This window comes from Stenotrophomonas sp. YJH_SMC_29, assembly GCF_059371235.1.
This window is the reverse complement of sequence record NZ_JCAFUK010000002.1, coordinates 263,076-290,056: the sequence shown is the minus strand read 5'-3', so window position 1 is coordinate 290,056 and position 26,981 is coordinate 263,076. Positions and strand designations below refer to the sequence as shown.

General features: G+C 67.5%; 28 protein-coding genes and 1 tRNA gene. 5 read left to right on the top strand and 24 right to left on the bottom strand.

The genetic code is table 11. From position 1 onward, the window contains the following. Positions 1-46 precede the first annotated feature (46 nt). Positions 47-895: an alpha/beta hydrolase gene (locus AC5P9I_RS04460; protein ID WP_049469888.1), complete on the bottom strand. Its 849-nt coding sequence runs from the start codon at positions 893-895 to the stop codon at positions 47-49. A 474-nt stretch (positions 896-1,369) separates the two neighbouring features. Here AC5P9I_RS04460 and AC5P9I_RS04455 point away from each other — a divergent pair, with 474 nt between their 5' ends. Both AC5P9I_RS04455 and AC5P9I_RS04450 read left to right on the top strand, forming a co-directional pair. Continuing rightward, positions 1,370-2,449: an acyltransferase family protein gene (locus tag AC5P9I_RS04455; protein ID WP_049469886.1), complete on the top strand. Its 1,080-nt coding sequence runs from the start codon at positions 1,370-1,372 to the stop codon at positions 2,447-2,449. Between the two features lie 303 nt (positions 2,450-2,752). Then, positions 2,753-3,061, top strand: a complete 309-nt coding sequence (locus tag AC5P9I_RS04450) for a hypothetical protein (RefSeq protein ID WP_049469885.1) — start codon at positions 2,753-2,755, stop codon at positions 3,059-3,061. A 73-nt stretch (positions 3,062-3,134) separates the two neighbouring features. On the opposite strand, the gene AC5P9I_RS04445 is transcribed toward AC5P9I_RS04450, so the two are convergent. Beyond that, positions 3,135-3,210, bottom strand: a tRNA-Lys gene (locus AC5P9I_RS04445). A 167-nt stretch (positions 3,211-3,377) separates the two neighbouring features. On the opposite strand from AC5P9I_RS04445, the gene AC5P9I_RS04440 reads away from it, so the two are divergent. Next, positions 3,378-4,331, top strand: a complete 954-nt coding sequence (locus AC5P9I_RS04440) for a DUF2268 domain-containing putative Zn-dependent protease (protein ID WP_049465518.1) — start codon at positions 3,378-3,380, stop codon at positions 4,329-4,331. A gap of 70 nt (positions 4,332-4,401) precedes the next feature. On the opposite strand, the gene queC is transcribed toward AC5P9I_RS04440, so the two are convergent. The 18 genes from queC to aspS form a co-directional block, all read right to left on the bottom strand. Continuing rightward, positions 4,402-5,067, bottom strand: coding sequence for a 7-cyano-7-deazaguanine synthase QueC (gene queC / locus AC5P9I_RS04435; protein ID WP_049465521.1), 666 nt, complete (start codon positions 5,065-5,067; stop codon positions 4,402-4,404). 77 nt (positions 5,068-5,144) lie between these two features. Beyond that, complete coding sequence (gene queE / locus AC5P9I_RS04430) at positions 5,145-5,846, bottom strand: 7-carboxy-7-deazaguanine synthase QueE (RefSeq protein WP_049465524.1); 702 nt, start codon at positions 5,844-5,846, stop codon at positions 5,145-5,147. Positions 5,847-5,955: 109 nt separating this feature from the next. After that, a complete protein-coding gene (gene ybgF / locus AC5P9I_RS04425) occupies positions 5,956-6,774 on the bottom strand; it encodes a tol-pal system protein YbgF (RefSeq protein WP_049465527.1) in 819 nt (272 codons plus the stop codon). A gap of 3 nt (positions 6,775-6,777) precedes the next feature. Further along, on the bottom strand, positions 6,778-7,296 hold the full coding sequence (gene pal / locus AC5P9I_RS04420) for a peptidoglycan-associated lipoprotein Pal (RefSeq protein ID WP_049465529.1): 519 nt from the start codon (positions 7,294-7,296) through the stop codon (positions 6,778-6,780). A 64-nt stretch (positions 7,297-7,360) separates the two neighbouring features. Beyond that, the gene (tolB, locus tag AC5P9I_RS04415; protein WP_049465532.1) at positions 7,361-8,680 is read right to left on the bottom strand and encodes a Tol-Pal system beta propeller repeat protein TolB; all 1,320 of its coding nucleotides are present in this window, start codon (positions 8,678-8,680) and stop codon (positions 7,361-7,363) included. A 282-nt stretch (positions 8,681-8,962) separates the two neighbouring features. Then, positions 8,963-10,018 carry a cell envelope integrity protein TolA gene (gene tolA, locus AC5P9I_RS04410; RefSeq protein WP_049465534.1) on the bottom strand — a complete coding sequence of 352 codons (1,056 nt, stop codon included), beginning with the start codon at positions 10,016-10,018 and terminating at the stop codon, positions 8,963-8,965. Further along, entirely contained in the window at positions 10,008-10,436 is a 429-nt protein-coding gene (tolR, locus tag AC5P9I_RS04405) for a protein TolR (protein ID WP_005410751.1), read from the bottom strand. The genes tolA and tolR overlap by 11 nt, the downstream gene beginning before the upstream one ends. A gap of 24 nt (positions 10,437-10,460) precedes the next feature. Beyond that, positions 10,461-11,240, bottom strand: coding sequence for a protein TolQ (tolQ, locus tag AC5P9I_RS04400; protein WP_005410752.1), 780 nt, complete (start codon positions 11,238-11,240; stop codon positions 10,461-10,463). Positions 11,241-11,250: 10 nt separating this feature from the next. Next, positions 11,251-11,682 carry a tol-pal system-associated acyl-CoA thioesterase gene (gene ybgC, locus AC5P9I_RS04395; protein WP_049465537.1) on the bottom strand — a complete coding sequence of 144 codons (432 nt, stop codon included), beginning with the start codon at positions 11,680-11,682 and terminating at the stop codon, positions 11,251-11,253. Further along, positions 11,672-12,712, bottom strand: coding sequence for a Holliday junction branch migration DNA helicase RuvB (gene ruvB / locus AC5P9I_RS04390; protein WP_049465540.1), 1,041 nt, complete (start codon positions 12,710-12,712; stop codon positions 11,672-11,674). Before ruvB ends, ybgC begins: the two co-directional genes overlap by 11 nt. A 126-nt stretch (positions 12,713-12,838) precedes the next feature. Further along, positions 12,839-14,758, bottom strand: a complete 1,920-nt coding sequence (locus AC5P9I_RS04385) for a potassium transporter Kup (RefSeq protein ID WP_049465542.1) — start codon at positions 14,756-14,758, stop codon at positions 12,839-12,841. Positions 14,759-14,807: 49 nt separating this feature from the next. Further along, the gene (gene ruvA / locus AC5P9I_RS04380; protein ID WP_005418517.1) at positions 14,808-15,401 is read right to left on the bottom strand and encodes a Holliday junction branch migration protein RuvA; all 594 of its coding nucleotides are present in this window, start codon (positions 15,399-15,401) and stop codon (positions 14,808-14,810) included. Positions 15,402-15,414: 13 nt separating this feature from the next. Next, positions 15,415-15,936 carry a crossover junction endodeoxyribonuclease RuvC gene (gene ruvC / locus AC5P9I_RS04375; RefSeq protein WP_049465546.1) on the bottom strand — a complete coding sequence of 174 codons (522 nt, stop codon included), beginning with the start codon at positions 15,934-15,936 and terminating at the stop codon, positions 15,415-15,417. 105 nt (positions 15,937-16,041) lie between these two features. Next, positions 16,042-16,773: a YebC/PmpR family DNA-binding transcriptional regulator gene (locus AC5P9I_RS04370; protein ID WP_049465548.1), complete on the bottom strand. Its 732-nt coding sequence runs from the start codon at positions 16,771-16,773 to the stop codon at positions 16,042-16,044. 177 nt (positions 16,774-16,950) lie between these two features. Then, a complete protein-coding gene (locus tag AC5P9I_RS04365; protein WP_049465551.1) occupies positions 16,951-17,583 on the bottom strand; it encodes an esterase/lipase family protein in 633 nt (210 codons plus the stop codon). A gap of 75 nt (positions 17,584-17,658) precedes the next feature. Beyond that, on the bottom strand, positions 17,659-18,180 hold the full coding sequence (locus AC5P9I_RS04360) for a GNAT family N-acetyltransferase (RefSeq protein WP_049465553.1): 522 nt from the start codon (positions 18,178-18,180) through the stop codon (positions 17,659-17,661). A gap of 31 nt (positions 18,181-18,211) precedes the next feature. Further along, on the bottom strand, positions 18,212-18,532 hold the full coding sequence (locus tag AC5P9I_RS04355; RefSeq protein ID WP_049465555.1) for a hypothetical protein: 321 nt from the start codon (positions 18,530-18,532) through the stop codon (positions 18,212-18,214). Positions 18,533-18,548: 16 nt separating this feature from the next. Next, positions 18,549-20,300: an aspartate--tRNA ligase gene (gene aspS, locus AC5P9I_RS04350; RefSeq protein WP_049465557.1), complete on the bottom strand. Its 1,752-nt coding sequence runs from the start codon at positions 20,298-20,300 to the stop codon at positions 18,549-18,551. Between the two features lie 157 nt (positions 20,301-20,457). Between aspS and AC5P9I_RS04345 the strand changes: the two genes are divergently transcribed. Then, positions 20,458-21,195 carry a DUF3011 domain-containing protein gene (locus tag AC5P9I_RS04345; protein WP_049465559.1) on the top strand — a complete coding sequence of 246 codons (738 nt, stop codon included), beginning with the start codon at positions 20,458-20,460 and terminating at the stop codon, positions 21,193-21,195. Between the two features lie 99 nt (positions 21,196-21,294). Here the strand turns inward: AC5P9I_RS04345 and AC5P9I_RS04340 are convergent, their stop codons facing one another. From AC5P9I_RS04340 to blaL2, 4 genes are all read right to left on the bottom strand, one after another. Beyond that, positions 21,295-21,936 (bottom strand): hypothetical protein, encoded by a 642-nt coding sequence (locus AC5P9I_RS04340; RefSeq protein WP_049465561.1) that lies wholly within the window; start codon positions 21,934-21,936, stop codon positions 21,295-21,297. Between the two features lie 60 nt (positions 21,937-21,996). Next, positions 21,997-23,553 carry an ArnT family glycosyltransferase gene (locus AC5P9I_RS04335; RefSeq protein WP_049465563.1) on the bottom strand — a complete coding sequence of 519 codons (1,557 nt, stop codon included), beginning with the start codon at positions 23,551-23,553 and terminating at the stop codon, positions 21,997-21,999. 104 nt (positions 23,554-23,657) lie between these two features. Then, on the bottom strand, positions 23,658-24,887 hold the full coding sequence (locus tag AC5P9I_RS04330; protein WP_049465566.1) for a cation:proton antiporter: 1,230 nt from the start codon (positions 24,885-24,887) through the stop codon (positions 23,658-23,660). 84 nt (positions 24,888-24,971) lie between these two features. Further along, on the bottom strand, positions 24,972-25,877 hold the full coding sequence (gene blaL2 / locus AC5P9I_RS04325; protein ID WP_057494722.1) for a L2 family extended-spectrum class A beta-lactamase: 906 nt from the start codon (positions 25,875-25,877) through the stop codon (positions 24,972-24,974). A 175-nt stretch (positions 25,878-26,052) separates the two neighbouring features. Here blaL2 and ampR point away from each other — a divergent pair, with 175 nt between their 5' ends. Further along, on the top strand, positions 26,053-26,919 hold the full coding sequence (gene ampR, locus AC5P9I_RS04320; RefSeq protein WP_049465574.1) for a LysR family transcriptional regulator AmpR: 867 nt from the start codon (positions 26,053-26,055) through the stop codon (positions 26,917-26,919). Positions 26,920-26,981 lie beyond the last annotated feature (62 nt).

Sequence of the window (26,981 nt, the reverse complement as noted above, 5' to 3'; positions counted from 1 at the left end):
CTGCCGCATCCTCACATGGCATGCCGCGGCACGCCAATCCTCCGGATCAGGGCGAGGCCGACGGCGGCGCCGGGAACAGCGTGCGCAGCGCCTGCAATGCGGCCGGATGATAGATCGTGGCGTGGGTTTCCTCCGGCAGCGCCAGGTACTTCACCAGCGGCGACGGCGAGGCCTGCTGCAGGATCTCGGCCAGTCGTGCAGTGGATGCGGCCAGTTCCGGCTGCCCACTGCTGGCCAGGAACACGCGCGGCCGTGCGCGCGTCACCGCCGGCAGCTGTCTGGCCGCCCCGGCCAGCATTGCACCCTGGTTCCACCACAGGCTGGGGTCCAGCGCGATGTAGCTGTTGAACAGCGCCGGCTCCTGCAGCAGCGTCTCGACCACGAACAGTCCGGCCAGCGACTCGCCGATCAGCGCGCGCTCTTCGGTGGTCGGGTAACGCTGCCGTACCTGCGGCATCAGTTCATCGCGCAGGAAGCTGCGGTAAGCCGCCGATCCACCAATGCGTGGCGCGATCTTCTGGTCCTGCGGATCACTGCTGGGGCCGGTCATGTCGCGGCGGCGCTCGGTGTTCTCGATGCCGACCAGCAGGAACGGGCGCATGCTGCCGTTGCCGCTTAGCACCTGCACCAGCCCGGCCACGTGCAGGAAGTCCTCGCCGATGCCGCCGTCGGGCATGTACAGCACCGGCAACGGCGCCTTCGGGTCCAGGCCCCACGGCTGCGGACGGTAGATATTGATGCGGCGGGTTTCGCCCAGCGCCTTCGACTCGATGGTGAAGGTTTCGCCGATCACCAGTGGGGTTGCGGCAGCCTGTGCGGATGGCGCGGGTTCTGCCGCCTTCAGAGGTGCTGTGGAGACAACCGACAACAACAGTGACAGCACGATCAGGCGCATGACGGGCCCCTTCCTGGGAAAGACGCCGAGCATAGCGTCAAGGCCAGGGCATTGGCCACTCCGCATGCCTGCACGTGTACAACGGCACTGCGCGATGCTTGAAGTCCCTCAAAGAATGGCTGGCATCCGGGTGCTACCCTGCATCGTTTCCTGCAAGGGGTTCGGATATGGGAGGTTTCAGCATTTGGCACTGGATCATTCTTCTGGCCGTCGTTCTCATCCCGGTCGGCATCGCCGCCGTCATCGCAGCGATTGTTCTCAAGCGAAGGTAGTACCTTCTCAGCTGCGGCCTCCCTTGTTCGCAGGGGGGCTGCGCCGCGCTGCACGCCATCAGCGCGTGGCCCGAACCTCCGGTTCTGCGGGTCGGCCAGGCGTCGCACACAGTCGTGCAAGCCAACCCGACGCACTGGCCGGTCCGGTGCCGCCCCAGGACGGGACCGGGTCAGTACAATGCGCGGCAGCAGGGGAGAAAAGATGAGCCAGCACGCCAGTCCACACCGCTTTCTGTCGCTGCAAGTTCTACGCGGCGTCGCAGCGCTGGCCGTGGTCGTGTTCCATCTTCGGGGTGTCGAGATCAAATATCTGCCTGGTGAGGCGATCCTCGACGGGATCGGGCGCTACGCGGACGCCGGCGTGGATCTGTTCTTCGTGTTGTCCGGCTTCGTCATGACCACCCTCACCGCCGGTCGCGAGGGAGGAATTGCCGCCGCCGGCACTTTCCTGGCCCGGCGTGCGTGGCGGGTGCTGCCGCCGTACTGGATATTCACTACCTTGGTGGTGGTGTTGATGGCCTTGGTCCCGACGATGGTGAACTCGTCTTACCACGACCAGAGCATACTGGCCTCCTATCTGTTGATTCCGCACCAGCAACTTCCAGTGTTGACGGTAGGGTGGACTCTGGTGCACGAGGCCTACTTCTATCTGATGTTCGCCGTGGCGATCGCCTTTGTCCCGGCTCGAGCCCTGACCACGTTCCTGCTCGGGTGGGCCGCTCTGATCGGCGCCGCCCATCTGTTTGCACCGGCGGCCACTTCGCCAGCCCATGTGCTGGTCATCAATCCGCTCACCTTCGAATTCATTGCGGGTGCGCTGCTGGGCCTGCACTGGCGCTACCTTCCGCGCAGCCTTGGCTGGCCCTTGGCACTTGGCGGGGGAGCACTCGCGGTGGCCGCAGCCAGTCTTCTGCCCACCGAAGGCCCGTCGATCATGCCGGTGTGGACCCGGGTCATGCTGTTTGGCACGGCCAGCGCGCTCCTTGTCGCCGGGGCAGTGCTGATCGAAGCGCGTGCACGGCGAGCGCCACCGAGCAGCCTGATCCTGTTGGGCGATACGTCCTATGCCCTGTATCTGTCCCATATCTTCGTGATCTCGGTCGCCGGCCGCCTATGGTCGATGCTGCTGCCCACAGGGGCCTGGTGGAATCACGGCCTCTTCGTTGCTGCGACCCTGCTGGCATGCTGCGTGGTCGGCTATCTGGTGCATCGCGTGGTCGAACGGCCGTTGCTGCTGTTGCCGCAGCGGATGGCACAGCGCGGGCTCAGCAGGCCTGCATAGTTCCAGGCCTTGCCGGGACAGGCGCCTGGGAAAGTGTCGTCTTTGAATCGTCACTGACGGCACGCACAGCGAATGGCATACAAAGCCAGCACGACACGTGCGTACATCCGCCATTGATGGCGGACGCGGAACTCGCCTCATGCCCCTCCGTTCGGGCCGGGTCATCCGCATTCCGCGCTTTGCGCCGTGCCCGACCCCAGCCGCCGGGCGCCGGACGCCGAAGCAGGAACACTGCGCCATGATCCGGGCCATGCTCGGCCTGGTTCCTTCTCGGACCCCATCCAGACTTGCAAGGAGGTTCACATGCTGAATGCCGTGATCATGACCGCGCTGGCCGCCGGCTCGCCAACCTACGCCGATTGCCTGCTTGGCAACATCCAACCCGGGTTGTCCGACCCTGCGGTACAACTGATACAGCAGGCATGTGCTGCGAAGCATCCGGAGAGCTTTGCCGCAGCGATGGAGCTGGAACGCAGGTTCAGTGAACAGCGGCAGGCCGACTTCGCGGCGGTCCAGGCGCAGGCGGCACGTTCTGCGAATGCGGCAGCGACGGCTGCACAGCAAGCTGCCGACGTGGCGGCCGCCAAAGCGAAGGCGGCAGGGACGCAGTAAAGGCGGCGAACAGGTGCAACAAAAAAGCACCGCCAAGCGGTGCCTTTCGGAATGATCTGGATACCGGATGCAATGGTGGGCCGTGAAGGATTCGAACCTTCGACCAAAAGATTAAAAGTCTTCTGCTCTACCGACTGAGCTAACGGCCCAATGCATCGCCCCGGCCTTTCGGCGGGGTGGGCATTCTACCCTATTTTGGCCGGTCGCGTGGAACCCTGGTGTGTCGGGGTTGCCGGCCAGCGGCCGGCACTACCAGCGGGATTAAACCTTTGGCGCCACTGGCGCATCCCATCTGTGGTCCTGTCTGGAGCCATGGATGCGTCTGATCGTCAGCCTGCTTGCCGCCCTGCTGCCCTGCGCAGCCCTGGCCGCCCCATCCCAGGTCGTCACTGACGACATCGCCCGCTTCTGGGCCACCTATGACGCGGTGCGCGCCGAACCCGATGCCGAACGCCGGGTGGCGCTGGTCCAGCAGCGCTACATCGATCCGGGTAGTCCCGGCCTGCATGCGCTGATGCAGGTGCGCCACTACACGGCCCGCGAATACGCCGAGGCCATGCAGTCATGGCCACGCTTCTGGACGTCGGTACGGCCGTTGACCGCAAATGCGCAGCAGGCCAGCGCCACGCTGGAGCGCGACCTGGCCGCCTTCCGGGCGCTTTACCCGGCACTGCGCCCGGCCACCATCACGTATGCAGTGGGCGTGCTGCGCACAGGCGGCACCACGCTGGGCGACAAGGTATTGATCGGTGCGGAGATGGCGCTGGGCGATGAGCGCGTGGACGTGAGCGAGCTGCCCGCGCCGATGCGCAGCCGGCTGCGGATCTTCTACGACAGCCGTCCGGGTGCGAACAACGCGCAGAACAACCTGCACGAGTACGTGCATACCCAGCAGCGCGAAACCACCGGCAGCCTGGCCCAGTACACAGTGCGCGAGGGCGTGGCCGAATACGTGGCGGAGCGCATCAGCGGGCGTCGTCCGGCACTGCCGCTGTACACCTATGGGCCCGCGCACGAGGCAGAAATCCGCGCGCGCTTCCTTGCCGAGATGCACGGGGACAACCTCGACAACTGGCTGTACAACAGTGCGCGCAATCCGTTCGGTGTGAGCGATCTGGGCTACTACACCGGCTACCGCATCGCGCAGGAGTACATGCGCCGGCAGGCCGATGAGAAGGCCGGCATCGCGCGGATGATCGAGCTGGACTATGCCGATCCGAAGGCGGTGGCCGACTTCATCGAGGCATCGGGATGGTTGCAGGCCCGGTAGGACAAGGAGTGCGAACCCACGGTCCGCACCTACAGTGAAGCCGGCCAGCGGCCGGCTCTACCAGACGCGGTCAGGCGTACAGCGTGGGGTCGGGCACGCCGGCTTCGGCGAAGCCCTGCGCGCGCAGGCGGCAGGCGTCGCAGTGGCCGCAGGCGGCGCCGTTGGCGTCGGCGTTGTAGCAGGACACGGTCAGGCCGAAGTCCACGCCCAGGCGCACGCCTTCGCTGACGATCTGGCCCTTGCTGAGGAACTGCAGCGGCGCATGCACCTTGATGCCCGCCCCCTCCACGCCGGACTTGGTGGCCAGGTTGGCCAGTGCCTCGAACGCGGCCACGAACTCGGGGCGGCAGTCCGGGTAGCCGGAGTAGTCCACTGCGTTGACGCCGCAGAAGATGTCGTTGGCGCCGAGCACTTCGGCCCAGCCCAGGGCCAGCGACAGCATGATGGTGTTGCGCGCCGGCACGTAGGTGACCGGGATGCCGGCACCGCCGGCCTCGGGCACGTCGATGTCGTCGGTCAGCGCCGAGCCGCCAATGCTGCGCAGGTCCACGTCCACGGTCTTGTGCGCGACCACGCCCTGGGCCTTGGCCACGCGGGCGGCGGCGTCCAGTTCGGAGGTGTGGCGCTGGCCGTAGCGCACGCTCAGGGCGTGCACGGCGAAGCCCTGTTCCTGGGCCAGGGCGATGACGGCGGCTGAATCCATGCCGCCGGAGAGAAGCACGACTGCCTTCTTCATGGGAAATCTTCCGGTTGGGAGGGGAAAGCCAGCACGCTGTCCCGCGCCGGAGCTACATCAGGGAACGCTGCACCGGCTCATCGGCCGGGCTCGTCGTTCCACAGGATTTTATGCAACTGCATCTGGAAGCGCACCGGCAGCCGGTCTTCGACGATCCAGTCGGCCAACTGCCGTGCGGTGATCTCGCTCTTGCTGGGCGAGAAGAACACGGTGCAGCGCTTTACCAGATCGTGCTCGGCCAGCAGGGCCTTGGCCCAGTCGTAGTCTTCGCGGCTGCAGATGACGAACTTGATCTGGTCGCGCGCGGTCAGCAGCGGCAGGTTTTCCCAGCGGTTGCGCGCCACTTCGGCCGAACCCGGGGTCTTGATGTCCACTACCCGCGACACGCGCGGGTCCACCGCGCTGACGTCCAGTGCGCCGGAGGTTTCCAGCGAGACGTCCATGCCGGCATCGCAGAGCTTCTGCAGCAGCACCAGGCAGCGCTTCTGCGCCAGCGGCTCGCCGCCGGTCACGCAGACGTGGCGCACGCCCTGGGCCAGCACCTCGGCCACGATATCGTCGATATCCCACCAGGTGCCGCCATGGAAGGCATAGGCGGTGTCGCAGTACTGGCAGCGCAGCGGGCAGCCGGTCAGGCGCACGAACACGGTCGGCCAGCCGGCCGTATCGGCTTCGCCCTGCAGCGAGGTGAAGATCTCGGTGATCTTCAGGCGCGGCAGGGGCGATTGCACGATGTCGCTGGGCGTGGCGACGGCGTTGGACGGGGTAACGGCGGTCATGGCAGGAAATTCTTCAGGGGCGGGCGACCGGTATATCGGCGCCGGAAACGAAAGCAGCCGAGCATGGGCTCGGCTCTACGGGGTGCGCAGTGTACGCCCGTCAGGCAGGTCAGCGGATCTGCTTGCCCAGCCGGATCGACTGCAGGCGGTCCTGCGCGGTGCGCGCGGCGTCCGAGCCGGGGTACTGCGCCACGACGGCCTCCAGCGTCTGCTGGGCCTGGTCGACCTTGCCCTCGCCGTATTGCGAGAGGCCAACCTTGAGCAGGCCGCCAGCGGCCTTGTCGTGGGTCGGATAGCGCGAGAGCAGTTCACGGAACTGGGCCTCGGCCATCGGGAAGTTGCGGGTGGCGTAGTAGCTCTCGCCCAGCCAGTACAGCGCGTTCGGCGCATAGACGCCGTTCGGGTACAGCTGCAGGAAACTCAGGAACAACTGCGCCGAATCATCGTACTTGCCGGCCTTCAGTGAATCGAAGGCGACGTTGTAGGAGGTGCGCTCGTCGCCGGTGGCGGCAAGACTGCCGGCATCACCGTGTACGGAAGGCGGCCGCTCGGAAGTGGCCGCCGCTGCGGGTGTTGCCGGGGCCGGAGCGGCCTTCGGCGCGCTCGCCGGAACGGGCGGCAGGGCCGGGGCGGCATTGCCCCCTTCCAACCGGTTCAGGCGGCTGTCCAGATCCAGGTACTGATCCTGGGCGGACTGCTTGAGCTGGGCATTGTCGTGCTGCAACTGCTCGATCGAGGCCTGCAGGCTGGTGACCTGCTGCCGCAGCTGATTGATCTGGTTCAACAGGTCCTGGTTGGCACTGTTGTTGTACATCTGCTGCTCGAGCGCGCCGACACGGTCGGCCAGGCTCTGTCGCTGTGCGTGCGCCGGTGCGGCAGCCACGAGGGCTGCCGCAACGACCAGCATCAGTTTGATGCCGATGCGCATGGATTACTGCGCGGTGTAGACGATTTCGACACGACGGTTCTGCGACCAGCAGGACTCGTTCGACTCGGTGCAGACCGGACGCTCTTCACCGTAGGACACGACGGTCAGCTGCGAAGCCGAGCCACCGTTGGCCTGCAGGGCCGAGCTGACGCCGTTGCCACGACGCTCACCCAGGGCCTGGTTGTACGCACGCGAACCGCGCTCGTCGGTGTGGCCCTGCAGGGTGATGCGCGAGGACGGACGGTCACGCAGGTACTTGGCGTGGCACGCCATGATGGCCTGGAATTCCGGCTTCACGTCTTCCTTGTCCAGGTCGAAGTAGACAACGCGCTGGCGCAGGCAAGCGTCGGTGTCCAGGTCGCCCGGGCCGTACAGGCCGGAGGTCGACGGGCCGGTCGGGGTGGTGGTCGAGGTGCCGGTGTCGACCGAAGCCGGCACTTCTTCCTTGACCTTCTTCGAGCAACCGGCCAGGACGGCCACAGACAGCAGGGAAACAAGCAGAACGCGGGTGGACTTGTTCATGGCGATACCTTTGTGGCTCCTAAGCCGATGAGGGGTTCAAGACAGCGAAAATATTAACACTCTTTTAGCGCTGGGTACGGTATGGGGACCATGCCGGTTCGCGCACATCTCCGTCAGCCAGAACCAACCGCTGGCGCACGCGCGCATCGGCGGAAACGGCATACAGCACACCACGGCCACCCTCGCGGGCGGCGTACAACACCATGCTTGCGTTGGGCGCAAAGCTCGGAGATTCATCCAGCGAACCCGGGGACAGCGTGCTCCAGCGGGGCGAGCCCAGCGAGCTGTCCATCATCGCGATCTTGTAGCTGTTGCCCGAGCCTTGGGCGACGGCGATCTTCTTGCCATCGTAGGACACCGAGGGCTTGGCGTTGTAGTTGCCCTGGAAGGTCACGCGCTCGGCGCTGCCGCCACCGGCACCGACCTTGTAGACCTGCGGACGGCCGCCGCGGTCGGAGGTGAAGTAGACGGCGCTGCCATCCGGGGCCCAGGTCGGCTCGGTATCGATGGCGAAGTGGTTGGTCAGCTGGGTCAGCTGCTTGCTGCCCAGGTCCATCACGTAGATCTCCGGGTTGCCCGAGCGCGACAGGGTCAGGGCCAGCTTGCGGCCGTCCGGCGAGAATGCCGGGGCGCTGTTGATGCCACGGAAGCTGGTCACCAGCTCGCGTGCACCGGTGCCGATGTTCTGGATGTAGATCGCCGAATTGCCACGCTCGAAGCTGACGTAGGCCAGCTTGCTGCCATCCGGGCTCCACGACGGCGACAGCAGCGGCTCGGCCGAACGCACGATGGTCTGCGGGTTGTAGCCATCCGAGTCGGCCACCATCAGCGCATAGCGCATGGCGTCGCCCTTGCCGCTGGCGGTCACATAGGCGATGCGGGTCCAGAAGGCGCCGCGGATGCCGGTGATCTTCTCGTAGATGGCGTCGGCCATCTGGTGGGCAACGTCGCGCATGGCATTGCCACGGGCGGTCATTGCCAGGCCGAGCAGGCGCTCGCCCTTGGGCACGTCGAACAGTTCGTACTCGACGCGGTAGGCGCCGGCACCGGCATCGAGCACGCGGCCGACCACGATGTAGTTCTGCTTCAGCGCGCGCCAGGTGGCGAACTGGATGTCGCCGCCGCGCACTGGCTTTTCGACGATCTGCGCTTCCGGCAGCGTGCGGAACTGGCCCGAGCGCTCCAGGTCGGCGCGGACCACGCCGGCGACGTCGGTCTGCGGAGCGGCCGACGAACCCTGGTAGGGCATCGGCACGATGGTGATCGGCAGGGCGGAGGCATTGCCGCCGATGATGTCGATATCCAGCCCCTTCTGCTGCGCGACGGCAGCAAAGGGCAGCAACAGGGCCGCAAACACGGCAAGCCAGCGAGGCATCTTTTTCATGGAGCGCTCAATAGGGGGAAACCGGAACGAGGGATAACAAAGCGGCGGTGAACCGCTTCGCAATCATGAACCAAGGGTACGTGAATTCCGGGTCAGTTCCAGCCCGTCCTCTCACACACCGTTAACGTCGTGGCTAACATCGCGCCGCCTGCCCCGGTCACCGCCCAGCGCTACGGTGCCCGACGACCGCCCACAGCCTGTCGGGTCGAGCCCCGGTCCGCCAGCGGCAATCGCGACATCAGTCGGCGCGGGCGGCCCGAGAGCCGCCCTGCCCTACCCGCCTCAGCGATCCTGGGCGGTAAAGGTGAAGTTGAGCGTGCGTGCGAACACCGACTCGAAGCCGCGGTACGGCAACGGCTGCGCGTTGAGCACGGCGGCCTCGATCGAACGCTTGCCGGCCTCGTCGTAGGGGCAGTTCGGGCTGACCTTGGCCTGCATCACCGTGCCGCCCGGAATCTGGGTAATGGTGATCTGGCAACGCTGGCCCAGCGGCACCGTATCCGGGCGCACCCACTGCGACAGCACCTTGGCCTGGATCGCTGCGGCGTACTTGGCTGAAAGATCGTCGCTGCTGCCGCCACCACCGGCGGCCGGCTGGGACGCGCCGCTGGCACCGGCGGCCGCACTGCCGGCGGCATTGCGCGCGGCGGCGACCTGGCGCAGCTTCTGCTCGGCCAGCTTGGCTTCCTTCTCGGCCTGCTCGCGGCGGGCCCGGATCTCGGCGATCTTCTTCTGCTTCTCGGCCTCGGCCTTGTCGGCGGCCACGCGTTCCTGCTCGGCCTGCTTCTTCTTCTCGTCCGCTTCCTGCTGCTTGGCCAGGCGCAGCTTCTGCTCCGCTTCTTCCTGGCGCTTGCGCTCGGTCAGGTCGATCTGCTCCTGGCGGCGCTTGGCTTCCTGCTCCTGCTTGGCCTTCTCCTGCGAGATGGCCATCGCGCTGACCGCTTCCTGGTCCTTGGTATCCGGCTGCGCGACGCGCTCCTGCGCCTGTTGCTGCTGCGGCGTGGGGGCGTCCTGCGGGCGCGGTTCGGGAATCGGCTGCGGCGGCGGGATGGTGTCTTCCGGCACCGGGATCGGCTCGGCGACCGGCGGCGGCAGGTCCTCCAGCTTCTCCGACTGGCGCAGCGCCTGGCGCGCGGCGGAGGCCTCGGACGCGGACAGCGCCAGGCTGGCCTCGACCGAGGGATCGCCTGCGGCGGCGTCGGTATTGCGTTGGGGTGACCACAGCCAGGCCACGATGAAGACCAGCGCGACCAGCAGGTGCACCAGCAACGCCAGCGCCAGGGGCAGGCCCCAGCCGGGTTCGCGCTGATGCGGGGGTGGCAGGGCGTCAGCGTGCATCGGTGGCCAGGCCTACCTTGTCTACCTTGGCGCGCTTGATCACGTCCATCGCGGCAATGACCTTCTCATAGGCCACGGCGCGGTCGGCGGCGACGATCACGCGCACGCCCTTGTCCTGGGCGGCGATGCCGGCCAGGCGGCCTTCCAGTTCCTCGGCCGACACGGCGGTCGGTTCCTTGGCGTCGGGCAGCTTCAGGCTGAGCTGGCCGTCCTGGCGCACCGAGACGATCACCGGGTCCTGCTTGCTCTCCAGCGCCTTGGCATTGGACTGCGGCAGGTCGACGTCGAAGCTCAGGGTGAGCAGCGGCGCGGTGACCATGAAGATGATCAGCAACACCAGCATGACGTCGATGTAGGGAACGACGTTGATTTCCGATTTCAGCTTGCGGCGCTTGCGGCGACCGATGGCAGCGGACATGGCTTGGACTCCCGGGTCAGGCGCTTACTCGTCGCCAGCGCTCTGGCGCTGCAGGATGGAGCTGAACTCTTCGGCGAAGGTCTCGAACCGCACCGACATGCGTTCGACGCGGGTGGTGAAGCGGTTGTACGCCCACACCGCCGGGATCGCCACGAACAGGCCGATGGCGGTGGCGAACAGGGCTTCGGAAATGCCCGGCGCGACGGCGGCGATGCCGGCCTGCGCACCGCTGCTGATCATGTCGTGCATGGTCACCATGATGCCGAACACGGTACCGACCAGGCCCACGTACGGCGCGGTGGAGCCGATGTTGGCCAGCAGCTCCAGGTTGCGCTCGAGCTGGTCCACTTCACGGGTATAGGTGGTGCGCATGGCGCGCTGGGCGCCTTCCAGCTGCGCACGGCCATCCAGGCGGCGCTTGTCGCGCAGGCGGGTGTACTCGCGGAAGCCGGCTTCGAAGATGGCTTCCAGGCCGGTCACGCTGCGGCTGCGGTCCGTGGCCGCGCTGTACAGCTTGCCCAGGTCGGCACCGGACCAGAAGCGGTTCTCGAACTCGTCGGCTTCGCGGGTGGCCTGCTTGAACACGCGGGCCTTGCGGAAAATGATCACCCAGCTGACGAACGAGCCGACCAGCAGCAGCAGCACGATGATCTTCACCGGCAGGCTGGCCTTGGCCATCAGTTCGAGGTAGTTGATGCCGCCGCCGGTGGTGGCCTGGGCAAGGGTCTGTGTCGCGGCGTTGCTGACGTCGGCCGGCAGTGCCTCGGTGACCGTGGCCTGCAGGGCCAGGAGCGTTGCGATCATCCGTTGTTCCTCAGTGTTCGGATTCGGGGTGGAGGTGGGGTTGCAGCACGGCAAGGACGGCCTCGTCCATGCCACGCGGGCGGAAACTGGCCGCTTCCAGTGCGGCGATGCGGACCTGGGCCGACAGCAGCAGCTCGCCGTCGCGCAGGATCTGCTGGTCGAAGACCATGCTGGCCTTCTTCAGCTGGACCAGGCGGGCAGTCACCTGCAGGGTGTCATCCAGCCGTGCCGGCCTGATGAAATCCATCTGCATCGAGCGCACCGCGAAGACCATCCCGTGCTCGGCGCGCATGCGCTCCTGGCCGTAGCCGAGCGCGCGCATCCATTCGGTCCGGGCCCGTTCCATGAAGGCCACGTAGCGGGCGTGGTAGACCACGCCACCCGCGTCGGTATCTTCCCAGTAAATGCGTGTCGGCCAACTGAATCGCGGCTCAACCGACATCGGGAACCTCCGCGAACAGGTCCTGCGGCGGATTCTTCGGCTTCAGGCCCATGTGCCGGTAAGCCTTGTGGGTGGCCATGCGGCCGCGCGCGGTACGCACCAGGAAGCCCTGCTGGATCAGGTACGGCTCGACCACGTCTTCCAGCGTGCCACGCTCCTCCGACAGCGCCGCGGCCAGCGATTCGATGCCGACCGGGCCGCCGTCGAAGTAGTCGACCAGGGTCTTGAGCAGGCGCCGGTCCAGCTCGTCGAAGCCCTCCGGGTCGACCTTCAGCATCTTCATCGCGGCCTGTGCCACCGCCTCGTCGATATGGCCGCCGGCCTTCACCTGGGCGTAGTCACGCACCCGGCGCAGCAGGCGATTGGCGATACGCGGCGTGCCACGCGCGCGGCGCGCGATCTCGCCGGCGCCATCGGCGGTGCAGTCGATGCCGAGGATGGTGGCCGAGCGGCGCACGATCCGGGTCAGTTCTTCGACGCTGTAGAACTCCAGGCGCTGGACGATGCCGAAGCGGTCGCGCAGCGGAGCGGTCAGCAGGCCGGCGCGGGTGGTGGCACCGATCAGGGTGAACGGCGGCAGGTCGATCTTGATCGAGCGGGCGGCAGGGCCCTCGCCGATCATGATGTCGATCTGGAAGTCTTCCATCGCCGGGTACAGCACTTCCTCGACCACCGGCGACAGGCGGTGGATCTCGTCCACGAACAGCACGTCGTGCGGCTGGAGGTTGGTCAGCAGCGCTGCGAGGTCGCCGGCCTTCTCGATCACCGGGCCGGAGGTCACCCGCAGGGCCACGCCCAGCTCGTTGGCGATGACGTGGCTGAGGGTGGTCTTGCCGAGGCCGGGCGGCCCGAAGATCAGCACGTGGTCGAGCGCGTCGCCGCGGGCCTTGGCCGCTTCGATGTAGATCTCCAGCTGCTCGCGCACCGGGGCCTGGCCGAGGTAGTCGGCCAGGCGCTTGGGGCGGATGCTGGCGTCGGCGGCGTCATCCTCGCGGGTGGCGCCGGCGCCGATGATGCGGTCGTCGGTCATACCGTGATTATGCGGTAAATGGTTGCATTCCGGGGCCGGAAGCAGGGTAGTGCCGGCCGCTGGCCGGCAACCCCATGACCACCAGTGGTGCGGCGGATGCCGGCCAGCGGCCGGCACTACCAGACCTCAGATCTCGACCTGGGCCCCGAGTTCCACCAGGCGGTTGCCCGGAATCCGGAAGAAGCCGGTGGCCGGGGCGGCGTTGCGATGCATCAGCGCGAACAGCTTGTCGCGCCAGATCGGCATGCCGCGGTTGGCGGTGGCCACGATGGTCTCGCGGCTGGCGAAGAAGGTGGTGTCCATCGGGTCGAAGTAGATGCCGCCGTGGTCACACGAACGCATCAGCGCCAGCGGCACGTCCGGGGTCTCCATGAAACCGAAGCGCACGTAGACCCGGTAGAACTCGTCGCCCACCGATTCGATCTTCAGCCGCTGCCCTTCCATCGCATAGGGGATCGGCAGGGTTTCCACGTGCAGGAACACGTTGCGCTCGTGCAGCACCTTGTTGTGCTTGAGGTTGTGCATCAGCGCATGCGGCGCCACGGTCGGGTCGGCGGTGAGGAACACCGCGGTGCCCGGCACGCGTACCGGCGGGGCCAGCATCAGGCCCGGCAGGAAGGTATCCAGGCGGATGCCGTCCTTGCGGATCTCGTCGCGCAGCAGCTCGCGGCCACGGCGCCAGGTGCGCATCATGGTGAACAGGAAGATGCCCAGCACCACCGGGAACCAGGCGCCCTGCAGCAGCTTGGCGCCGTTGGCGATGACGAAGCCGAGGTCGATGATGAAGAACACCACGCACAGCGGCAGCAGCCAGCCACGCGACTTCGGCCACAACGTCCGCGCCACCACGGCCAGCAGCAGGGTGTCGATCAGCATCGTGGCCGACACCGAAATGCCGTACGCCACGGCCAGGTTGGACGAGCTGCGGAAGGCCAGCACCAGGCCGAATACCATCACCGCGATGCCCCAGTTGATGCCCGGGATGTAGATCTGGCCGATGGTGTCGTGCGAGGTGTGCTTGATGCGCATGCGCGGGATGTAGCCCAGCTGCATGGCTTGGCGCGAGACCGAGAATGCGCCGGTGATGACCGACTGCGACGCGATCACCGCCGCCATGGTGGCCAGGATGATCATCGGGTACAGCGCCCACGACGGCACGGCCTCGAAGAACGGATTCTTCAGCGCCTCGGGGTGGTTGAGCACCAGCGCGCCCTGCCCCAGGTAGTTCAGCACCAGGCACGGCAGCACGAAGAAGTACCAGGCATGGCGGATCGGACGCAGGCCGAAGTGGCCCATGTCGGCGTACAGCGCCTCACCGCCGGTCACCGCCAGCACCACCGCGCCAAGGATGAAGATGCCGTGCCAGCCATGCTCCATGAAGAAGCGGATGCCCCACCACGGATTGAACGCCTTCAGCACCTCCGGTGCGTCGACGATGTTGTAGATGCCGATCGCCGCCAGCGACAGGAACCAGATCGCCATGATCGGCCCGAACGCCTTGCCGATCTTCTCGGTGCCGAAGCGCTGCGCGGCGAACACCGCCAGCAGCACCACCAGGGTGACCGGCACGATGAAGACATGCAGGCCCGGCGCGGCCACCTCCAGGCCTTCCACCGCACTGAGCACGGACATCGCCGGGGTGATCACGCCGTCGCCGAAGAACAGCGAGGCGCCGAAGATGCCCAGGATGCCCACCACGTACGCCGAGCGCGAGCCGTTGCGCAGCGTGCGCTGGGTCAGCGCCATCAGCGCCATGATGCCGCCTTCGCCGTCATTGTCGGCGCGCATGATGATGGTGACGTACTTCAGCGTCACCACCAGGTTCAGCGCCCAGAACGCCAGCGACAGCACGCCCAGCACGGTGTCGTGGTCGCTGTTGAGCCCGTAATGCGGCGAGAACGCCTCCTTCAGGGTGTACAGCGGGCTGGTGCCGATATCGCCGAAGACCACGCCGATCGCACCGATGACCAGCGCCAGCCCTCCAGCGGAGGGGGCGTGGCCGTGGCCGCCGGGCGCGGCTGCGTGCGGGGTTTGACTGCTGGACATGGGACTCCTGGCGAAGCTCAGGCGGTTCGTTGAGGGAAAGGAAGGCCGTTCAGCGCAGCGCCGACTGCAGCGCCTTGCGGATCACGGTGGCCACTTCGTCGCCTTCATTGAAGGCATCGCGGGCCATGCGGGCCGCTTCGGCCGGCTTGTAGCCCAGCTGCTGCAGGGCCACGGTGGCATCGGACAGCGGATCGGCCGGCGCCGGGCCGCTGCCGGTGGGCAGCGCGCCGCCGGCACCGAACTGGGCGGCACGGTCACGCAGTTCCAGCACCATGCGCTCGGCAGTCTTCTTGCCGATACCCGGGATGCGGGTCAATGCGGTGATGTCGCCGGCCTGGACCATCCGCGCGAATTCCTCGACGCTGACGCCGGACAGCACGGCCAGCGCGATCTTCGCGCCGATACCGCTGACCTTCTGCACGTCGCGGAACAGGCGCCGCTCGCCCTCGCGCAGGAAGCCGTACAGCGAGACGCTGTCCTCCTTCTGCGCGTAGTGGGTGTACAGGGTGACCTCGCGGCCGAGCTCGGGCAGGTCGTAGAAGGTGCTCATCGGCGCCTCCAGTTCGTAGCCCACTCCGTTCACGTCCACCACCAGCCACGGCGGCGCCTTGTAGGCGACGATGCCGCGCAGTCGACCGATCATTGCGTGCAGCTCCTCATTTGCGGCCCCACGCCTGGCGGGCACTGAGCCCCAGGCGGTTGGCCGTTGCCCTTACGTGGGCATGGGTGATCGCCACCGCCAACGCGTCGGCCGCGTCGGCCTGCAGCTTGGTTTTCAGGTTGAGCATGAGCCCGACCATGTGTTGAACCTGTTGCTTTTCGGCGCCACCACGGCCCACCACGGCGAGCTTGATCTCGCTGGCAGCGTATTCGTGCACCGGCAGGTCGCGCAGCACCACCGCCGAGATCGCCGCGCCGCGGGCCTGGCCCAGCTTCAGCGCCGAATCGGGATTGCGCGCCATGAACACCTTTTCGATGGCCACTTCGTGCGGCTGGTACTCGCGGCACAGGTCGGCCAGGCCCAGCACCAGCAGTTTCATGCGCTGCGGGAAGTCGTCGGCGCCCAGCAGCACCAGCGGCTGGTGGTGCACGTAACTGACGCGGCCGGCAGCATCGACATCGATGATGCCGACCCCGGTCCGCTGCGAACCGGGATCGATGCCGAGGATGCGGGTCATGCCGCGCTCCTGGCGGGGCGGAACGGAGTGCGCTGGCAGGCGTATGGGCTCATGACTGTCCGCGGTGACCGTTCAACGGCCCGCGCCCAGGCCGTCGGGGACGGCTCAGGCGTAGGCGTCGGCGCCGAGTTCGGCGTTGGAATACACGTTCTGCACGTCGTCCAGGTCTTCGAGCATGTCCAGCAGCTTCTTGACCTGCAGGGCGACCTCGCCCTCGACCTTGATGTCGTTGTCGGCGCGGAAGGTGATCTCGGCGTGGTCGGCGACATGCCCGGCAGCGGCCATCGCGTCCTTGACCGCGTTGAACGCGTCAGGGCTGGTGACCACGTCGATTGAACCGTCGTCGGGATAGACCACGATGTCGTCTGCGCCGGCCTCGATGGCCGCTTCGGTGATCGTTTCCTCGTCGGCGCCGGGGGCGAAGCTGAGCACGCCCAGGCGCTTGAACATGAAGGCTACCGAGCCTTCGGTGCCCATGTTGCCGCCGCACTTGCTGAACGCATGGCGGACGTCGGCCACGGTGCGCACGCGGTTGTCGGTCAGGCAGTCGACGATCACGGCCACGCCACCCGGGGCATAGCCCTCGTAGCGGATTTCCTCGTAATCGACGCCTTCCAGTTCACCGGTGGCCTTCTTGATGGCGCGCTCGATCACGTCCTTGGACATGTTCACGGCCAGGCCCTTGTCCACCGCCACGCGCAGGCGCGGGTTGTTGTTGGGGTCGCCTCCACCGCCGCGCGCGGCAACGCCGATCTCGCGGATGATCTTGGTGAAAATCTTGCCGCGCTTCGCGTCGGACGCGTTCTTGCGGGCTTCGATGGAGGGGCCTCTACCCATGGGTGCTACCGTTTGGCTGCTTCAGGATCAAGGCGCGGATTCTACCTGATCGGGGGCGGCAACCGTGTCTAGGCCCCCTATTGTTGTAGCGCCGAGCCAATGCTCGGCTCAATCGGCCCGACGGAATGCCGCCGAGCATGGGCTCGGCGCTGCAAGGCGGCCCTGCGTTCCCTGCCTCTAGGCCGCCGCCGCGTCGCGGCTGTGGTCGAAGTGGCCGTGGCGCAGGAAATGCGCGGTCTGCCGCGCGGCATCAGGCGACACCACCAGGCCGCTGTGGCTGGTGCGGACCACGCAATGGTCGGCCAGGCCCGGCAGCCGCGTCTCGGCCAGTGCCACGGTGCCGTCGGACGCATCGTCGATCGCGCCCAGCAGGCTGCCCAGCCCATGCGGCACCGATCCGGCGATCAGCCCGACTTCGGCATTGCCCTGCCAGTCCGGCAGGCCATCAAGCAACAATTCGCTGCTGCGCCCCAGCGCCAGGCCCCAGCCGTGCTCGGACAACGAGCGCGCGGTCCCACTGCCGCGCAGCGGCGAACCGAGGCAGACCACGCGCTGCACCGGCAGTTCCGGGTTGCGCCGCAGCGCCTCCAGCGCCAGCAGTCCGCCCAGGCTGTGGCCGACCAGCGACAACGGGCCGGCGTCGGCCAGCCGCTCCAGCAGCTGCGGCACGGCCACGTCGGGGCCGCCGAACACCGAGGAGTAGCCGAACGCATGCACCTGGAAGCCGCGCGCGCGCAGGCGCCAGGCCAGCGGCCCGACCCAGGCGCGGGCATTCCAGATGCCATGCAGCAGCAGTACGGGGGGAGTCATGCAAACAGCCTGGCGGTCAGCGGGGCAGGAACGTGGGGTGATTGAACACGCGCGCGCAGCAAGCCGCGGTGAACGTCAGGACGCGCGCGGTGCGCGGCGCAGAATGAATTCCAGATCGTTGGTATCGCCAACCGGGAACAGGTACTCGCCGGCCTTCTCGAAACCGTAGCGTGCATAGAAGCGCTGCGCGCCGAAGTTCTCCGACCATACCCCCAGCCAGAGCGTGCGCGGGCCTTCGTGCTCCAGCCAGGCCAGTGCGGTTTCCAGCAGGCGGCTGCCCCAGCCGCAGCTCTGCTGGGTCTTGATCAGGTACAGACGCTTGAGTTCGCCGTCACCGGGTTTCACCTCCGGATGCGGCAGGCCGCAGGGGCCGGCGGCGGCATGGCCGACCGCCTCCCCGTCCAGTTCCAGCAGCCACACCGCGTAATCGGGGTGGGCCAGGATCACGCGCTGGCGCTCGACCGAGTAGGCCTCTTCGAGGAAGGCCTGCAGGTCCTGCGGTGGATACAGATGGCCGAAGGTTTCGGTGAACGTGCGGGCGGCCAGCGCCGACAGGGTCGGCGCGTCGTCCACGGTGGCGCGGCGGATCGAATACATGCAGGAAGTTGACGCCAGGGCGAAGCGCCGGTCAAGCCTTTTCAGGCGATTCCGCTTCTTCGTCTTCGTCCTCGTCCTCTTCCTCGTATTCCTCTTCGTCCTCTTCTTCCTCGCCGTCCTCGTCCTCGTCGTACTCTTCCTCTTCGTCGTCCTCGTAATCCTCGACGCCGAAGTCCTCACCGTCCCAACGGCCTTCGCCGTCGGCGACGAAGGTCAGCGCCATCGCCGCCGGGTTGGTACCGACACGGACCAGCCAACCACCGAACACGCGTGCACGCTCGGTGACCAGGGTGGCCTCGGAGCCTTCATTGCCCAGCTTTTCCCACTCCAGCGAAAACGCAAATTCGGTCATTGCCTGGATCTCCTGATCAGTTGGTCTTGGGGCGAACCTGGATGTGCACTTCGGCCAGCTGCGCGTCGACGATCGGCGACGGCGCGTCGGTCATCAGATCCTGTGCACCGGTGGTCTTCGGGAACGGGATGACGTCGCGGATCGACTCCGTGCCGGCCATCAGGGCGGCGATGCGGTCGATGCCGAAGGCGATGCCACCGTGCGGCGGCGCGCCGTAGTTCAGCGCGTCGAGCAGGAAGCCGAACTTGGCGCGGGCCTCTTCGGCACCGATGCCCAGCAGTTCGAAGACCGCACTCTGCATGTCCGGACGGTGGATACGGATCGAACCGCCGCCGATTTCATTGCCGTTGAGCACCATGTCGTAACCGCGCGAGACGGCGGTACGGGCGTTGGCGCGCAGGTCGGCGATATCGTCCACGGCCGGTGCGGTGAAGGGGTGATGCAGGGCGACGTAGCGCTGTTCTTCCTCGTCCCACTCGAACATCGGGAAGTCGGTGACCCACAGCGGCGCCCAGCCGCCGGCAACCAGGCCGAAGTCCTTGCCGGCCTTCAGGCGCAGCGCGCCCATGAAGTCGGAGACCTTGTTGTAGCCACCGGCACCGAAGAACACGATGTCGCCGTTGCCGGCACCGACATGGGCCACCAGCGCGGCGAAGCGCTCTTCGCTGAAGAACTTCTGGATCGGCGAGCTGACTTCGCCGTTGTCGGCGATCTTGATGTAAGCCAGGCCCTTGGCGCCGTACTTGGCGGCATGCGCGGCGTACTCGTCGATCTGCTTGCGGCTCAGCGACGCGCCGCCCGGGATGCGCAGCGCGGCGACGCGGCCTTCGGCATCGTTGGCCGGGCCGGTGAACACCGGGAACTCGCTGTCCTTGACCAGTTCAGCCACATCGACCAGTTCCAGCGCGATGCGCAGGTCCGGCTTGTCCGAACCATAGCGACGCATCGCCTCGGCCCAGGTCATGCGCGGGAAGCTGGCATCCAGCTCGACATCGACCACCTCCTTGAAGATGGCGCGGATCATGTCCTCGACGAAGTCCTGCACGTCGCGCTCGCGGACGAAGGCGAACTCCATGTCCAGCTGGGTGAATTCCAGCTGGCGGTCGGCGCGCAGCGCTTCGTCGCGGAAGCAGCGCGCGATCTGGTAGTAGCGGTCGAATCCGGCCACCATCAGGATCTGCTTGAACAGCTGCGGGCTCTGCGGCAGGGCGTAGAACTCGCCCGGGTGCATGCGCGCCGGCACCAGGAAGTCGCGTGCGCCTTCCGGGGTGGCCTTGGTCAGGATCGGGGTCTCGATGTCCTGGAAGCCCTTTTCGTCCAGGTGGCGGCGCAGGGCCTGCACCAGCTTGATGCGGGTGCGCTGCATGCGCTGCATTTCCGGGCGGCGCAGGTCCAGGTAGCGGTACTTCAGGCGGGTTTCCTCGCCCGGGTTCTCGTGGGCGTGGAACGGCAGCGGCGCGGCCTTGTTCAGCACGGTGATGGCCGTGGCGATCACTTCCACCTTGCCGGTGCGCATCTTGTCGTTCACCGCGTGGCGGGCGCGCACGACGCCTTCCACCTGCAGTACGTCCTCGTAGCCCAGCGACGCGGCCACGGCGAACACTTCGGCGTTGTCGGCCTCCACGGTCACCTGCACGATGCCTTCATGATCCCGGAGATCGATGAAGCAGACGCCGCCCTGGTTACGGGCCACGTCGGTCCAGCCGGCGAGGGTGACAGTCTGGCCAATCAGGGTCTCGTCGACCAGGCCGCAGAAGTGGGTACGCATGGGGGAAGCTCCGCTGGAGAACGCCGGCACCGGATGGGGGCCGGAAAGCCTCGTATTCTGCGGCCGAGGCCCCGGCCGGGGCAAATCCGGGCAGTCACGCCGGCTTGATCGCCCCGGTCCCTATAGTCGGGCACCTGCCACCGTATGGGATGCCGCCATGAAATCGTTGTCCCTGGCCAGCCTGGCCGTGACCCTGAGCACTCTGGCCGTGCTCGCCCTGCCCTCTGCTCCGGCCGCTGCGCAGGACGGGGTGATCCGCTGCGAAAGCCAGAACAACCGTGAACGTGTCTGCAGCACAGGCTGGCGCAATGCGCAGCTGGTCCGCCAGCTGTCCGGCAGCGCCTGCGACGAGGGCCGCACCTGGGGCAGCCGCAATGGCAGCATCTGGGTCAGCAATGGCTGCCGCGCCGAGTTCGTTGAAGCCCGCGGCGGCTGGGGCGGCGGCAATGGCGGTGGCTGGGGCGGCAACAACGGCCGTCCCGGCGAAACCATCCGCTGCGAGAGCCAGAGCAACCGTGAGCGCAGCTGCCCGGTCGGCTGGCGCAACGCCCGCCTGGTCCGCCAGCTCTCCGGCAGCCCCTGCGACGAAGGCCGCACCTGGGGCGTGCGCAACGGCGCGGTCTGGGTCAGCAACGGCTGCCGCGCCGAGTTCGCCGAGGCCCGCGGCTGGGGCGGCGGCGGCGGTGGCTGGGGCGGCGGCAACAGCAATTATTCGATCACCTGCAGCAGCAACAACAACCGCACGCAGAACTGCGACTGGGATGAGCGCCAGGGCCGGCCGGTGCTGCAGCAGCAGCTGTCCGGCAGTGCCTGCCAGGAAGGCCGCAGCTGGGGCTATTCGCGCGGCCAGGTGTGGGTGAGCAACGGCTGCCGGGCGCGCTTCGGCGCGCGCTGAGCCCCGGGGTCGGATCCCTGGCCGACGGCCAGGGCGCTGACCCCGGTCAGGTATCCCGCATCCACGCATGGCGTGGATCCACTGGGGATCTTTCCGGGGTCAGGGTGCGGGTGCCTTGTCGTCGCCCCACGGTGGCGGCGGCAGGTCGACCGGCCTGCTCAGGTCGAACTTCACCCGGAAGCGCCGGCCTTCCGGTCGCGTCAGCTCGTAGACGAAGGTCTGGTCCGGATCGATTTCCATCGCCCAGGTGTTGAAGGTGGAGGCCCGCATGTCGGCACGACGGAACATCGCCACGGAATCGGTGTCGGCCGGGAACTGCTGCCGCTCGGCGGTGCCCGGCGGCGTGCTGTCGCCGCCATAGAGGGTGATCGCATCGGCGCTGCCATCCGGGTGGCGATGATCGTGCTTCAGCCGCAGGCCATTTTCGGTACGGGTCAGCACCCACGTGCGCGAATGGTCATCACCGACATGGAAGGGGATCCGCAGCTCATGGGCCGGGTCGGCACAGCCGCGCACATGCATGACCAGGCGCTGGCCGGCGAACGGGTCCTTGCCGGTGGGTGCCGGCGTGTCCTCCACCACCCGGCCCTCGAAGGCCTGGCCGCAATGCGCGGCGATGGCCGCCATGAAGGCATCGGCCGGTGCGGTCGCCAGATCATGGGCGACCGACTCGGAACGCTGCGAGCAGGCAGCAAGGGTGAGCAGGAGGGCGGAAGCAGCAGCAACGGCAGGCAGTTTCATGCCCCCAACCCTAACGACCCGGGCCGGTGCGCGCAAACCCTGCGCACCGGCCACGTCACCTCATCGGTGCAGCCAGACCTCGCAGCCGCCGATCTCCTGCTTCTGGCCACCGGCGGCATAGCGGCGGATGATCTCCGCCTGCCACTGCACGCGTCCGGGGCTGCTTCCCACCTGGCTGGGGCAGTTGACCAGTGCGGCCAGCGGCAGCCCACCCAGCGCGGCATCGTCGGCGGCCAGCGACGCGAGCACCTCGTCCGACGCCCAGTCTGGAATCATCACCGCGCGGCGGCCGGAGAAGTACGGCAGTTCGGAGGACCAGTCCTGCCCGAACGCGACCACCACGCCCTGCGCCGTCGTGCCGGTACGGATGGCCTCGGCAATCTGCGAAACCGCTGTCGGCTCGCGCGCTTCCCTGATGTCCTTCAGCGACTTCACCAGGCCGAAGCCCACCGACAGCACGCACAGGACGATCGCCAGCGCGACGCCGCGGCGCGGCTTGCCCGCCGCTTCGGCCGCCAGCACCGTCGACCACAGCACCAGGCCGATGATCGAGGTGGCGAACACGATGTTGGCCGCCTGGTAGTAGGGATGGGCGATGTGCAGGTTGGTGAAGACCAGGAACGGCGCCAGGTAGGCCAGCAGCAGGATCCCCACCGCTGCGCGCGTGCGCTTCTGCCACAGCCCGGCGATGACGAAGATGAGGAAGATCCAGTTGGAGCCGATCGCACCGGAGAAGCGCTTCTTGAACACCGTGCCCCACCAGGTGGCCGGATCCAGGCGCTGCTGCAGGGTGCCGTAGTTCCAGGTGGACAACGCATCGGAGGTGATCTGCCGGCCCAGCGCCGACTGCGCCTTCAGCGCGTCGGCATGCTGCAGCCACAGGGTGAGCGTGGCCAGCACGGCAAGTGCGGACAGGCCACCCCAGAACAGCAGGCGCCAATGCTGCCGCAGCCATTGCGGGCGCCAGCCATGTTCACGCAGCGCCAGCCACAGGAAGGCCAGCGCAACGAACGCGGCAAATCCGAAGAACGAGGTGACCTTGATGGCCGCCGACAGCACCGCGGCGACGATGGCAACCACGCCCACCCACGCGCGCGGCTGGCTGCGCAGGCGCGCCATCGCCCAGACAAAGAGCAGGCCGAAGAACACGGCGCTGGACTCCATCATCACCGAGCGCCCCCAGAACTGCGCGTACGGCGAGACGGCAAATGCGCCGGCCACGCACAGCGCCAGCGTGCGGTCGGGGCGCCACGCCAGCAGCGTGCGGTAGACCAGCCACACGCAGCCGACATGGAAGAGCGCAGACACCAGGCGCCCGCTGTTGTCGGCGCTCATGCCGGTGAGGCTGGACAGCAACGCCGCCAACCACTGGTAGAAGGGGAATTCGAAGGGAATCGACCAGGGCGCGCCCAGCACCGGGGTCACGTAGTCCAGCCAGGGGCCGCCGCGCAGCAACCAGTCGATCGACAGTGCAGTCTGCGTCTGCCGGAAACCGGAGGCATCGACCGGGGGCATCGACCAGCTGCAGGCCAGCAGGATCAGCAGCGCGGCCGCCGAAAACCACAACAGGATCTTGCCCGGCAACAGGCTGCGGTCTGGGTTGCTTTCCTGGGTCACGCCTGTTGCTCCTGACAGTGGCCGCCCACGGCAGGGCGCGCTTCACGGGCGCGCAGTGTCTGCGTTGGCGCACCGGAGTGCAAGCCGCTGCACGCGGCTGCGGCTCAGCCCGGCGGTGGCAGTGGTGCCTTCAGCGGCTCGGCATGGCCCGCGTCGGTGGCCGCGACCGGTGCGATTTCGCCCTCGCCCGCAGGTTCCTGCTCGACCGGATCGACGTCGAACGGCGTGCGGAACACCAGCGACGGCAACAGCGTGGTCAGTGCGGCGTACAGCAGCAGCGCGCCGAACAGCACCGCCGGAATCTGGAAGCGCTCGCGCATGATCGCCGCCAGCACCAGGGTGAAGATCAGGGTCGGTGCCAGCGCCAGCGAGACGCGCAGGCTGCTGCGGAAGCTCTCGCCGAACATCACCCGGCGCTGCAGCCAGACCACGCCGATGCGCAGCGGCAGTACCACCAGGGTGATCACGATGCCCAGCCCCAGCGCCTCGAAACTGAGCGCTTCGCTGGGCACCTTGGTGCCAGCGTTGAAGAAGTAGAACGGCACGAAGAACGAGGCGAACAGGCGCAGCGCGTGCAGGTTCTCGTGCGAGGCCAGCAGCGGCATGCGCTGGTGCAGCAGGCGCGCGACCAGGCCGGCGATGAAGGCGCCCACCAGGTAGTACACGCCCAGCAGGTAGGTGATGTAGGCGGCCACCATGCCCACCATCACCAGCAGCGAGAACTCCGAACCGGGGGCGTGCGGCGCCACCCAGCGTCCCAGCGCGATGAACAGCAGCGGCAGGCCCACCATCATCGCCAGCAGGGCCAGGCTGGACAGCGCCATGTGGCCCGGGTCGCCGGCCTGCAGCACAATGAACAATGCCGCCAGCGCCAGCAGTTCGCCGGCGATGGCCTTGCTGGTGACCCAGAACCGCTCGTCTTCGCTCAGGCCCAGCCGCGACAGCGAGTCCATGATGAAGCCGGTGGACGGTGTCAGCAGCGCCAGCGCCAGCAGTCCGGCCGCCTGCCACGGCAGGCCCGCGTAGCGCCAGGCCAACCAGCCGACCCCGAACAGCGTGGCACTGCGGATCACCAGATGCGCCAGCAACGGCCACATGCCGCGCCGCAGCGCCTGCAGATCCACCTCCAGGCCTGCGAACAGGAACAGCGAGGAAATCCCCAGCGTGGCCAGCAGGCCGATCACCGCGTCATGCGCCTGGTCGCCCAGCCACAGCATGCCGATGATGCCGAACAGCAGGCAGGTCAGCGGTGCGGGCAGGCTGAAGCGCTGCAGCGCGCGCGGGATCACCAGCAGCGCGAAGATCAGCAGCAGGTAGATCAACTCATGGCTCATCGGGGTCTTCCGTGGGGTTCGAACGCGCGCAGGATGCGCGTGCCCGACCGATCCGGCAAGCCATTTCGAATGACCCCGGTTACCTCATCCGATCATTGCATCGGCCAGCGCGCCCACCCGTGCAAGCACCGCTGCGCGCTGGTCGTCATCGACCGACGCGCCCTGCAGATAGGCGGTGACCACCCACGCCGTGCCGCCCCCATGCGGCCACAGCACGGCGATGTCGTTGCGCGTGTCATCACCGTTGCTGCCGGTCTTGTCCCCCACCCGCCAGCGCGTGCCCAGCCCGGCGCGCAGGCAGGCATCGCCGGTCTGGTTGTCGATGAGCCAATCGGCGAACTGCTGGCGCGATGCAGGCTGCAGGCCATTGCCCACCGCGAAGCGGGCCAGGCTGGTGGCCATCGCGGCCGGGCTGGTGGTATCGCGCGGGTCTCCCTTCACGAACAGATTCACGTCCGGCTCGTTGCGGTCATTGCGGGTAATGCTGTCGCCCTGCCCGCGCAGGAATGCCGTCAGCGCCGACGGCCCGCCCACCACCTCCAGCAGCAGGTTGGCCGCCGTGTTGTCGCTGGTGGTCAGCGTGCCCCGGCACAGGTCGCGGACAGTCAGGTCCTTGCCCACATGGCGGCGCGCCACCGGGGCGTAGGACAGCAGATCCTTCCCGGCGATGGGCACACGGGTGTCGAGCGAAACGCGGCCTGCATCGGCAAGGCTCAGCACATGGGCAACCAGCAGCGACTTGAACGTGCTGCACATCGGGAAGCGCTCATCCTGCCGATGCCCGCCGATGCGACGGCCGTTACCGGTATTCAGCACGGTGACGCCCAGGCGGCCACCGCTGGCTTTCTCCAGCGCGGCGAAATCGGCGGCGCCGGCAATGGCGGCGGGTATGCCGGACGCTGGGGAAACAGCTCGCGCCAGCGCCGGGGCAAGCAGCGAGGAAGCAACGGCAGCACCACTGAACTGCAGGAATCGGCGACGGGCGAGCATAGGGTTTCTCCTGGTGACCGCCCGATTATTGGCGCCTCCCCTGCGACCGACCAGCGCGAAAAATCAGGGCAACCCATAAGTTGAATTCATGCCTGACGCGATCAACTATTTGAGATTTACGAAATTCCTCATTGAACGGGTAGGATCAGCCATCACCCTGGCTCACGGCTCTCCGATGCTGCACCCCACCCTGCCACTGAACGCGCTGCGTGCGTTCGAGGCGGCCGCCCGTCACCAGAACTTCACCCGAGCCGCGCTGGAGCTGTGCGTCAGCCAGGCCGCACTGAGCCACCAGATCCGGGGCCTGGAAGACCGGCTCGGCATCCGCCTGTTCCATCGCCTGCCGCGCGGCGTGGCGCTGACCGACGAGGGCGCGGCGCTGTATCCGGTGCTCAACGAATCGTTTGAACGCATCTCCGCCAGCATTGCGCGCTACACCGGCGGGCCGGCCCGGGAAGTACTCACGCTGGGCGTGGTGGGTACCTTTGCCACCGGCTGGCTGCTGCCACGGCTGGCCGCGTTCGAGGCGGCGCACCCGGACATCGAGCTGCGCCTGCAGACCCACAACAACCGCATCGACCTGGCCGGCGAAGGGCTGGACCTGGCGATCCGCTTCGGTGATGGCGACTGGCAGGGACAGGCCTGCACGGCGATCCTGGATGCCCCGTTCGCGCCGCTGTGCGCACCGGCATTGGCGCGGCGGCTGAAGCAGCCGCGCGACCTGGCCACACTGCCGTTGTTGCGCTCCTACCGCAGCGACGAATGGCCACGTTGGCTGCAGGCGGCCGGCGTCAGCGGTGTGGAAGCGCGCGGGCCGGTGTTCGATTCCTCGCTGACCGTGGCGATGGCCGCCGCAGGGGGAGCCGGCGTGGCGCTGCTGCCCCTGCGCATGTTCGAGCAGGAACTGGCCGAAGGCCGCCTGCTGCAGCCGTTCGGCACCACGCTGGAGCTGGGCCGCTACTGGCTGACGCGATTGCGTTCGCGCGCCGAGCGCGAGCCGGCCAAGCGCTTCCGCGAGTGGCTGCAGGCGCAGGGCGCGTAGGTAGTGCCGGCCGCTGGCCGGCAACCCCTGGATCCTTGTGAGCGCATCGCGCTGCCGGCCAG

What these genes read in the sequence shown, in the direction of transcription:
- AC5P9I_RS04460 (WP_049469888.1), bottom strand. Translation starts at nt 895, where the DNA reads ATGCGCCTGATCGTGCTGTCACTGTTGTTGTCGGTTGTCTCCACAGCA.
- AC5P9I_RS04455 (WP_049469886.1), top strand. Translation starts at nt 1,370, where the DNA reads ATGAGCCAGCACGCCAGTCCACACCGCTTTCTGTCGCTGCAAGTTCTA.
- AC5P9I_RS04450 (WP_049469885.1), top strand. Translation starts at nt 2,753, where the DNA reads ATGCTGAATGCCGTGATCATGACCGCGCTGGCCGCCGGCTCGCCAACC.
- AC5P9I_RS04440 (WP_049465518.1), top strand. Translation starts at nt 3,378, where the DNA reads ATGCGTCTGATCGTCAGCCTGCTTGCCGCCCTGCTGCCCTGCGCAGCC.
- queC (WP_049465521.1), bottom strand. Translation starts at nt 5,067, where the DNA reads ATGAAGAAGGCAGTCGTGCTTCTCTCCGGCGGCATGGATTCAGCCGCC.
- queE (WP_049465524.1), bottom strand. Translation starts at nt 5,846, where the DNA reads ATGACCGCCGTTACCCCGTCCAACGCCGTCGCCACGCCCAGCGACATC.
- ybgF (WP_049465527.1), bottom strand. Translation starts at nt 6,774, where the DNA reads ATGCGCATCGGCATCAAACTGATGCTGGTCGTTGCGGCAGCCCTCGTG.
- pal (WP_049465529.1), bottom strand. Translation starts at nt 7,296, where the DNA reads ATGAACAAGTCCACCCGCGTTCTGCTTGTTTCCCTGCTGTCTGTGGCC.
- tolB (WP_049465532.1), bottom strand. Translation starts at nt 8,680, where the DNA reads ATGAAAAAGATGCCTCGCTGGCTTGCCGTGTTTGCGGCCCTGTTGCTG.
- tolA (WP_049465534.1), bottom strand. Translation starts at nt 10,018, where the DNA reads ATGCACGCTGACGCCCTGCCACCCCCGCATCAGCGCGAACCCGGCTGG.
- tolR (WP_005410751.1), bottom strand. Translation starts at nt 10,436, where the DNA reads ATGTCCGCTGCCATCGGTCGCCGCAAGCGCCGCAAGCTGAAATCGGAA.
- tolQ (WP_005410752.1), bottom strand. Translation starts at nt 11,240, where the DNA reads ATGATCGCAACGCTCCTGGCCCTGCAGGCCACGGTCACCGAGGCACTG.
- ybgC (WP_049465537.1), bottom strand. Translation starts at nt 11,682, where the DNA reads ATGTCGGTTGAGCCGCGATTCAGTTGGCCGACACGCATTTACTGGGAA.
- ruvB (WP_049465540.1), bottom strand. Translation starts at nt 12,712, where the DNA reads ATGACCGACGACCGCATCATCGGCGCCGGCGCCACCCGCGAGGATGAC.
- AC5P9I_RS04385 (WP_049465542.1), bottom strand. Translation starts at nt 14,758, where the DNA reads ATGTCCAGCAGTCAAACCCCGCACGCAGCCGCGCCCGGCGGCCACGGC.
- ruvA (WP_005418517.1), bottom strand. Translation starts at nt 15,401, where the DNA reads ATGATCGGTCGACTGCGCGGCATCGTCGCCTACAAGGCGCCGCCGTGG.
- ruvC (WP_049465546.1), bottom strand. Translation starts at nt 15,936, where the DNA reads ATGACCCGCATCCTCGGCATCGATCCCGGTTCGCAGCGGACCGGGGTC.
- AC5P9I_RS04370 (WP_049465548.1), bottom strand. Translation starts at nt 16,773, where the DNA reads ATGGGTAGAGGCCCCTCCATCGAAGCCCGCAAGAACGCGTCCGACGCG.
- AC5P9I_RS04365 (WP_049465551.1), bottom strand. Translation starts at nt 17,583, where the DNA reads ATGACTCCCCCCGTACTGCTGCTGCATGGCATCTGGAATGCCCGCGCC.
- AC5P9I_RS04360 (WP_049465553.1), bottom strand. Translation starts at nt 18,180, where the DNA reads ATGTATTCGATCCGCCGCGCCACCGTGGACGACGCGCCGACCCTGTCG.
- AC5P9I_RS04355 (WP_049465555.1), bottom strand. Translation starts at nt 18,532, where the DNA reads ATGACCGAATTTGCGTTTTCGCTGGAGTGGGAAAAGCTGGGCAATGAA.
- aspS (WP_049465557.1), bottom strand. Translation starts at nt 20,300, where the DNA reads ATGCGTACCCACTTCTGCGGCCTGGTCGACGAGACCCTGATTGGCCAG.
- AC5P9I_RS04345 (WP_049465559.1), top strand. Translation starts at nt 20,458, where the DNA reads ATGAAATCGTTGTCCCTGGCCAGCCTGGCCGTGACCCTGAGCACTCTG.
- AC5P9I_RS04340 (WP_049465561.1), bottom strand. Translation starts at nt 21,936, where the DNA reads ATGAAACTGCCTGCCGTTGCTGCTGCTTCCGCCCTCCTGCTCACCCTT.
- AC5P9I_RS04330 (WP_049465566.1), bottom strand. Translation starts at nt 24,887, where the DNA reads ATGAGCCATGAGTTGATCTACCTGCTGCTGATCTTCGCGCTGCTGGTG.
- blaL2 (WP_057494722.1), bottom strand. Translation starts at nt 25,877, where the DNA reads ATGCTCGCCCGTCGCCGATTCCTGCAGTTCAGTGGTGCTGCCGTTGCT.
- ampR (WP_049465574.1), top strand. Translation starts at nt 26,053, where the DNA reads ATGCTGCACCCCACCCTGCCACTGAACGCGCTGCGTGCGTTCGAGGCG.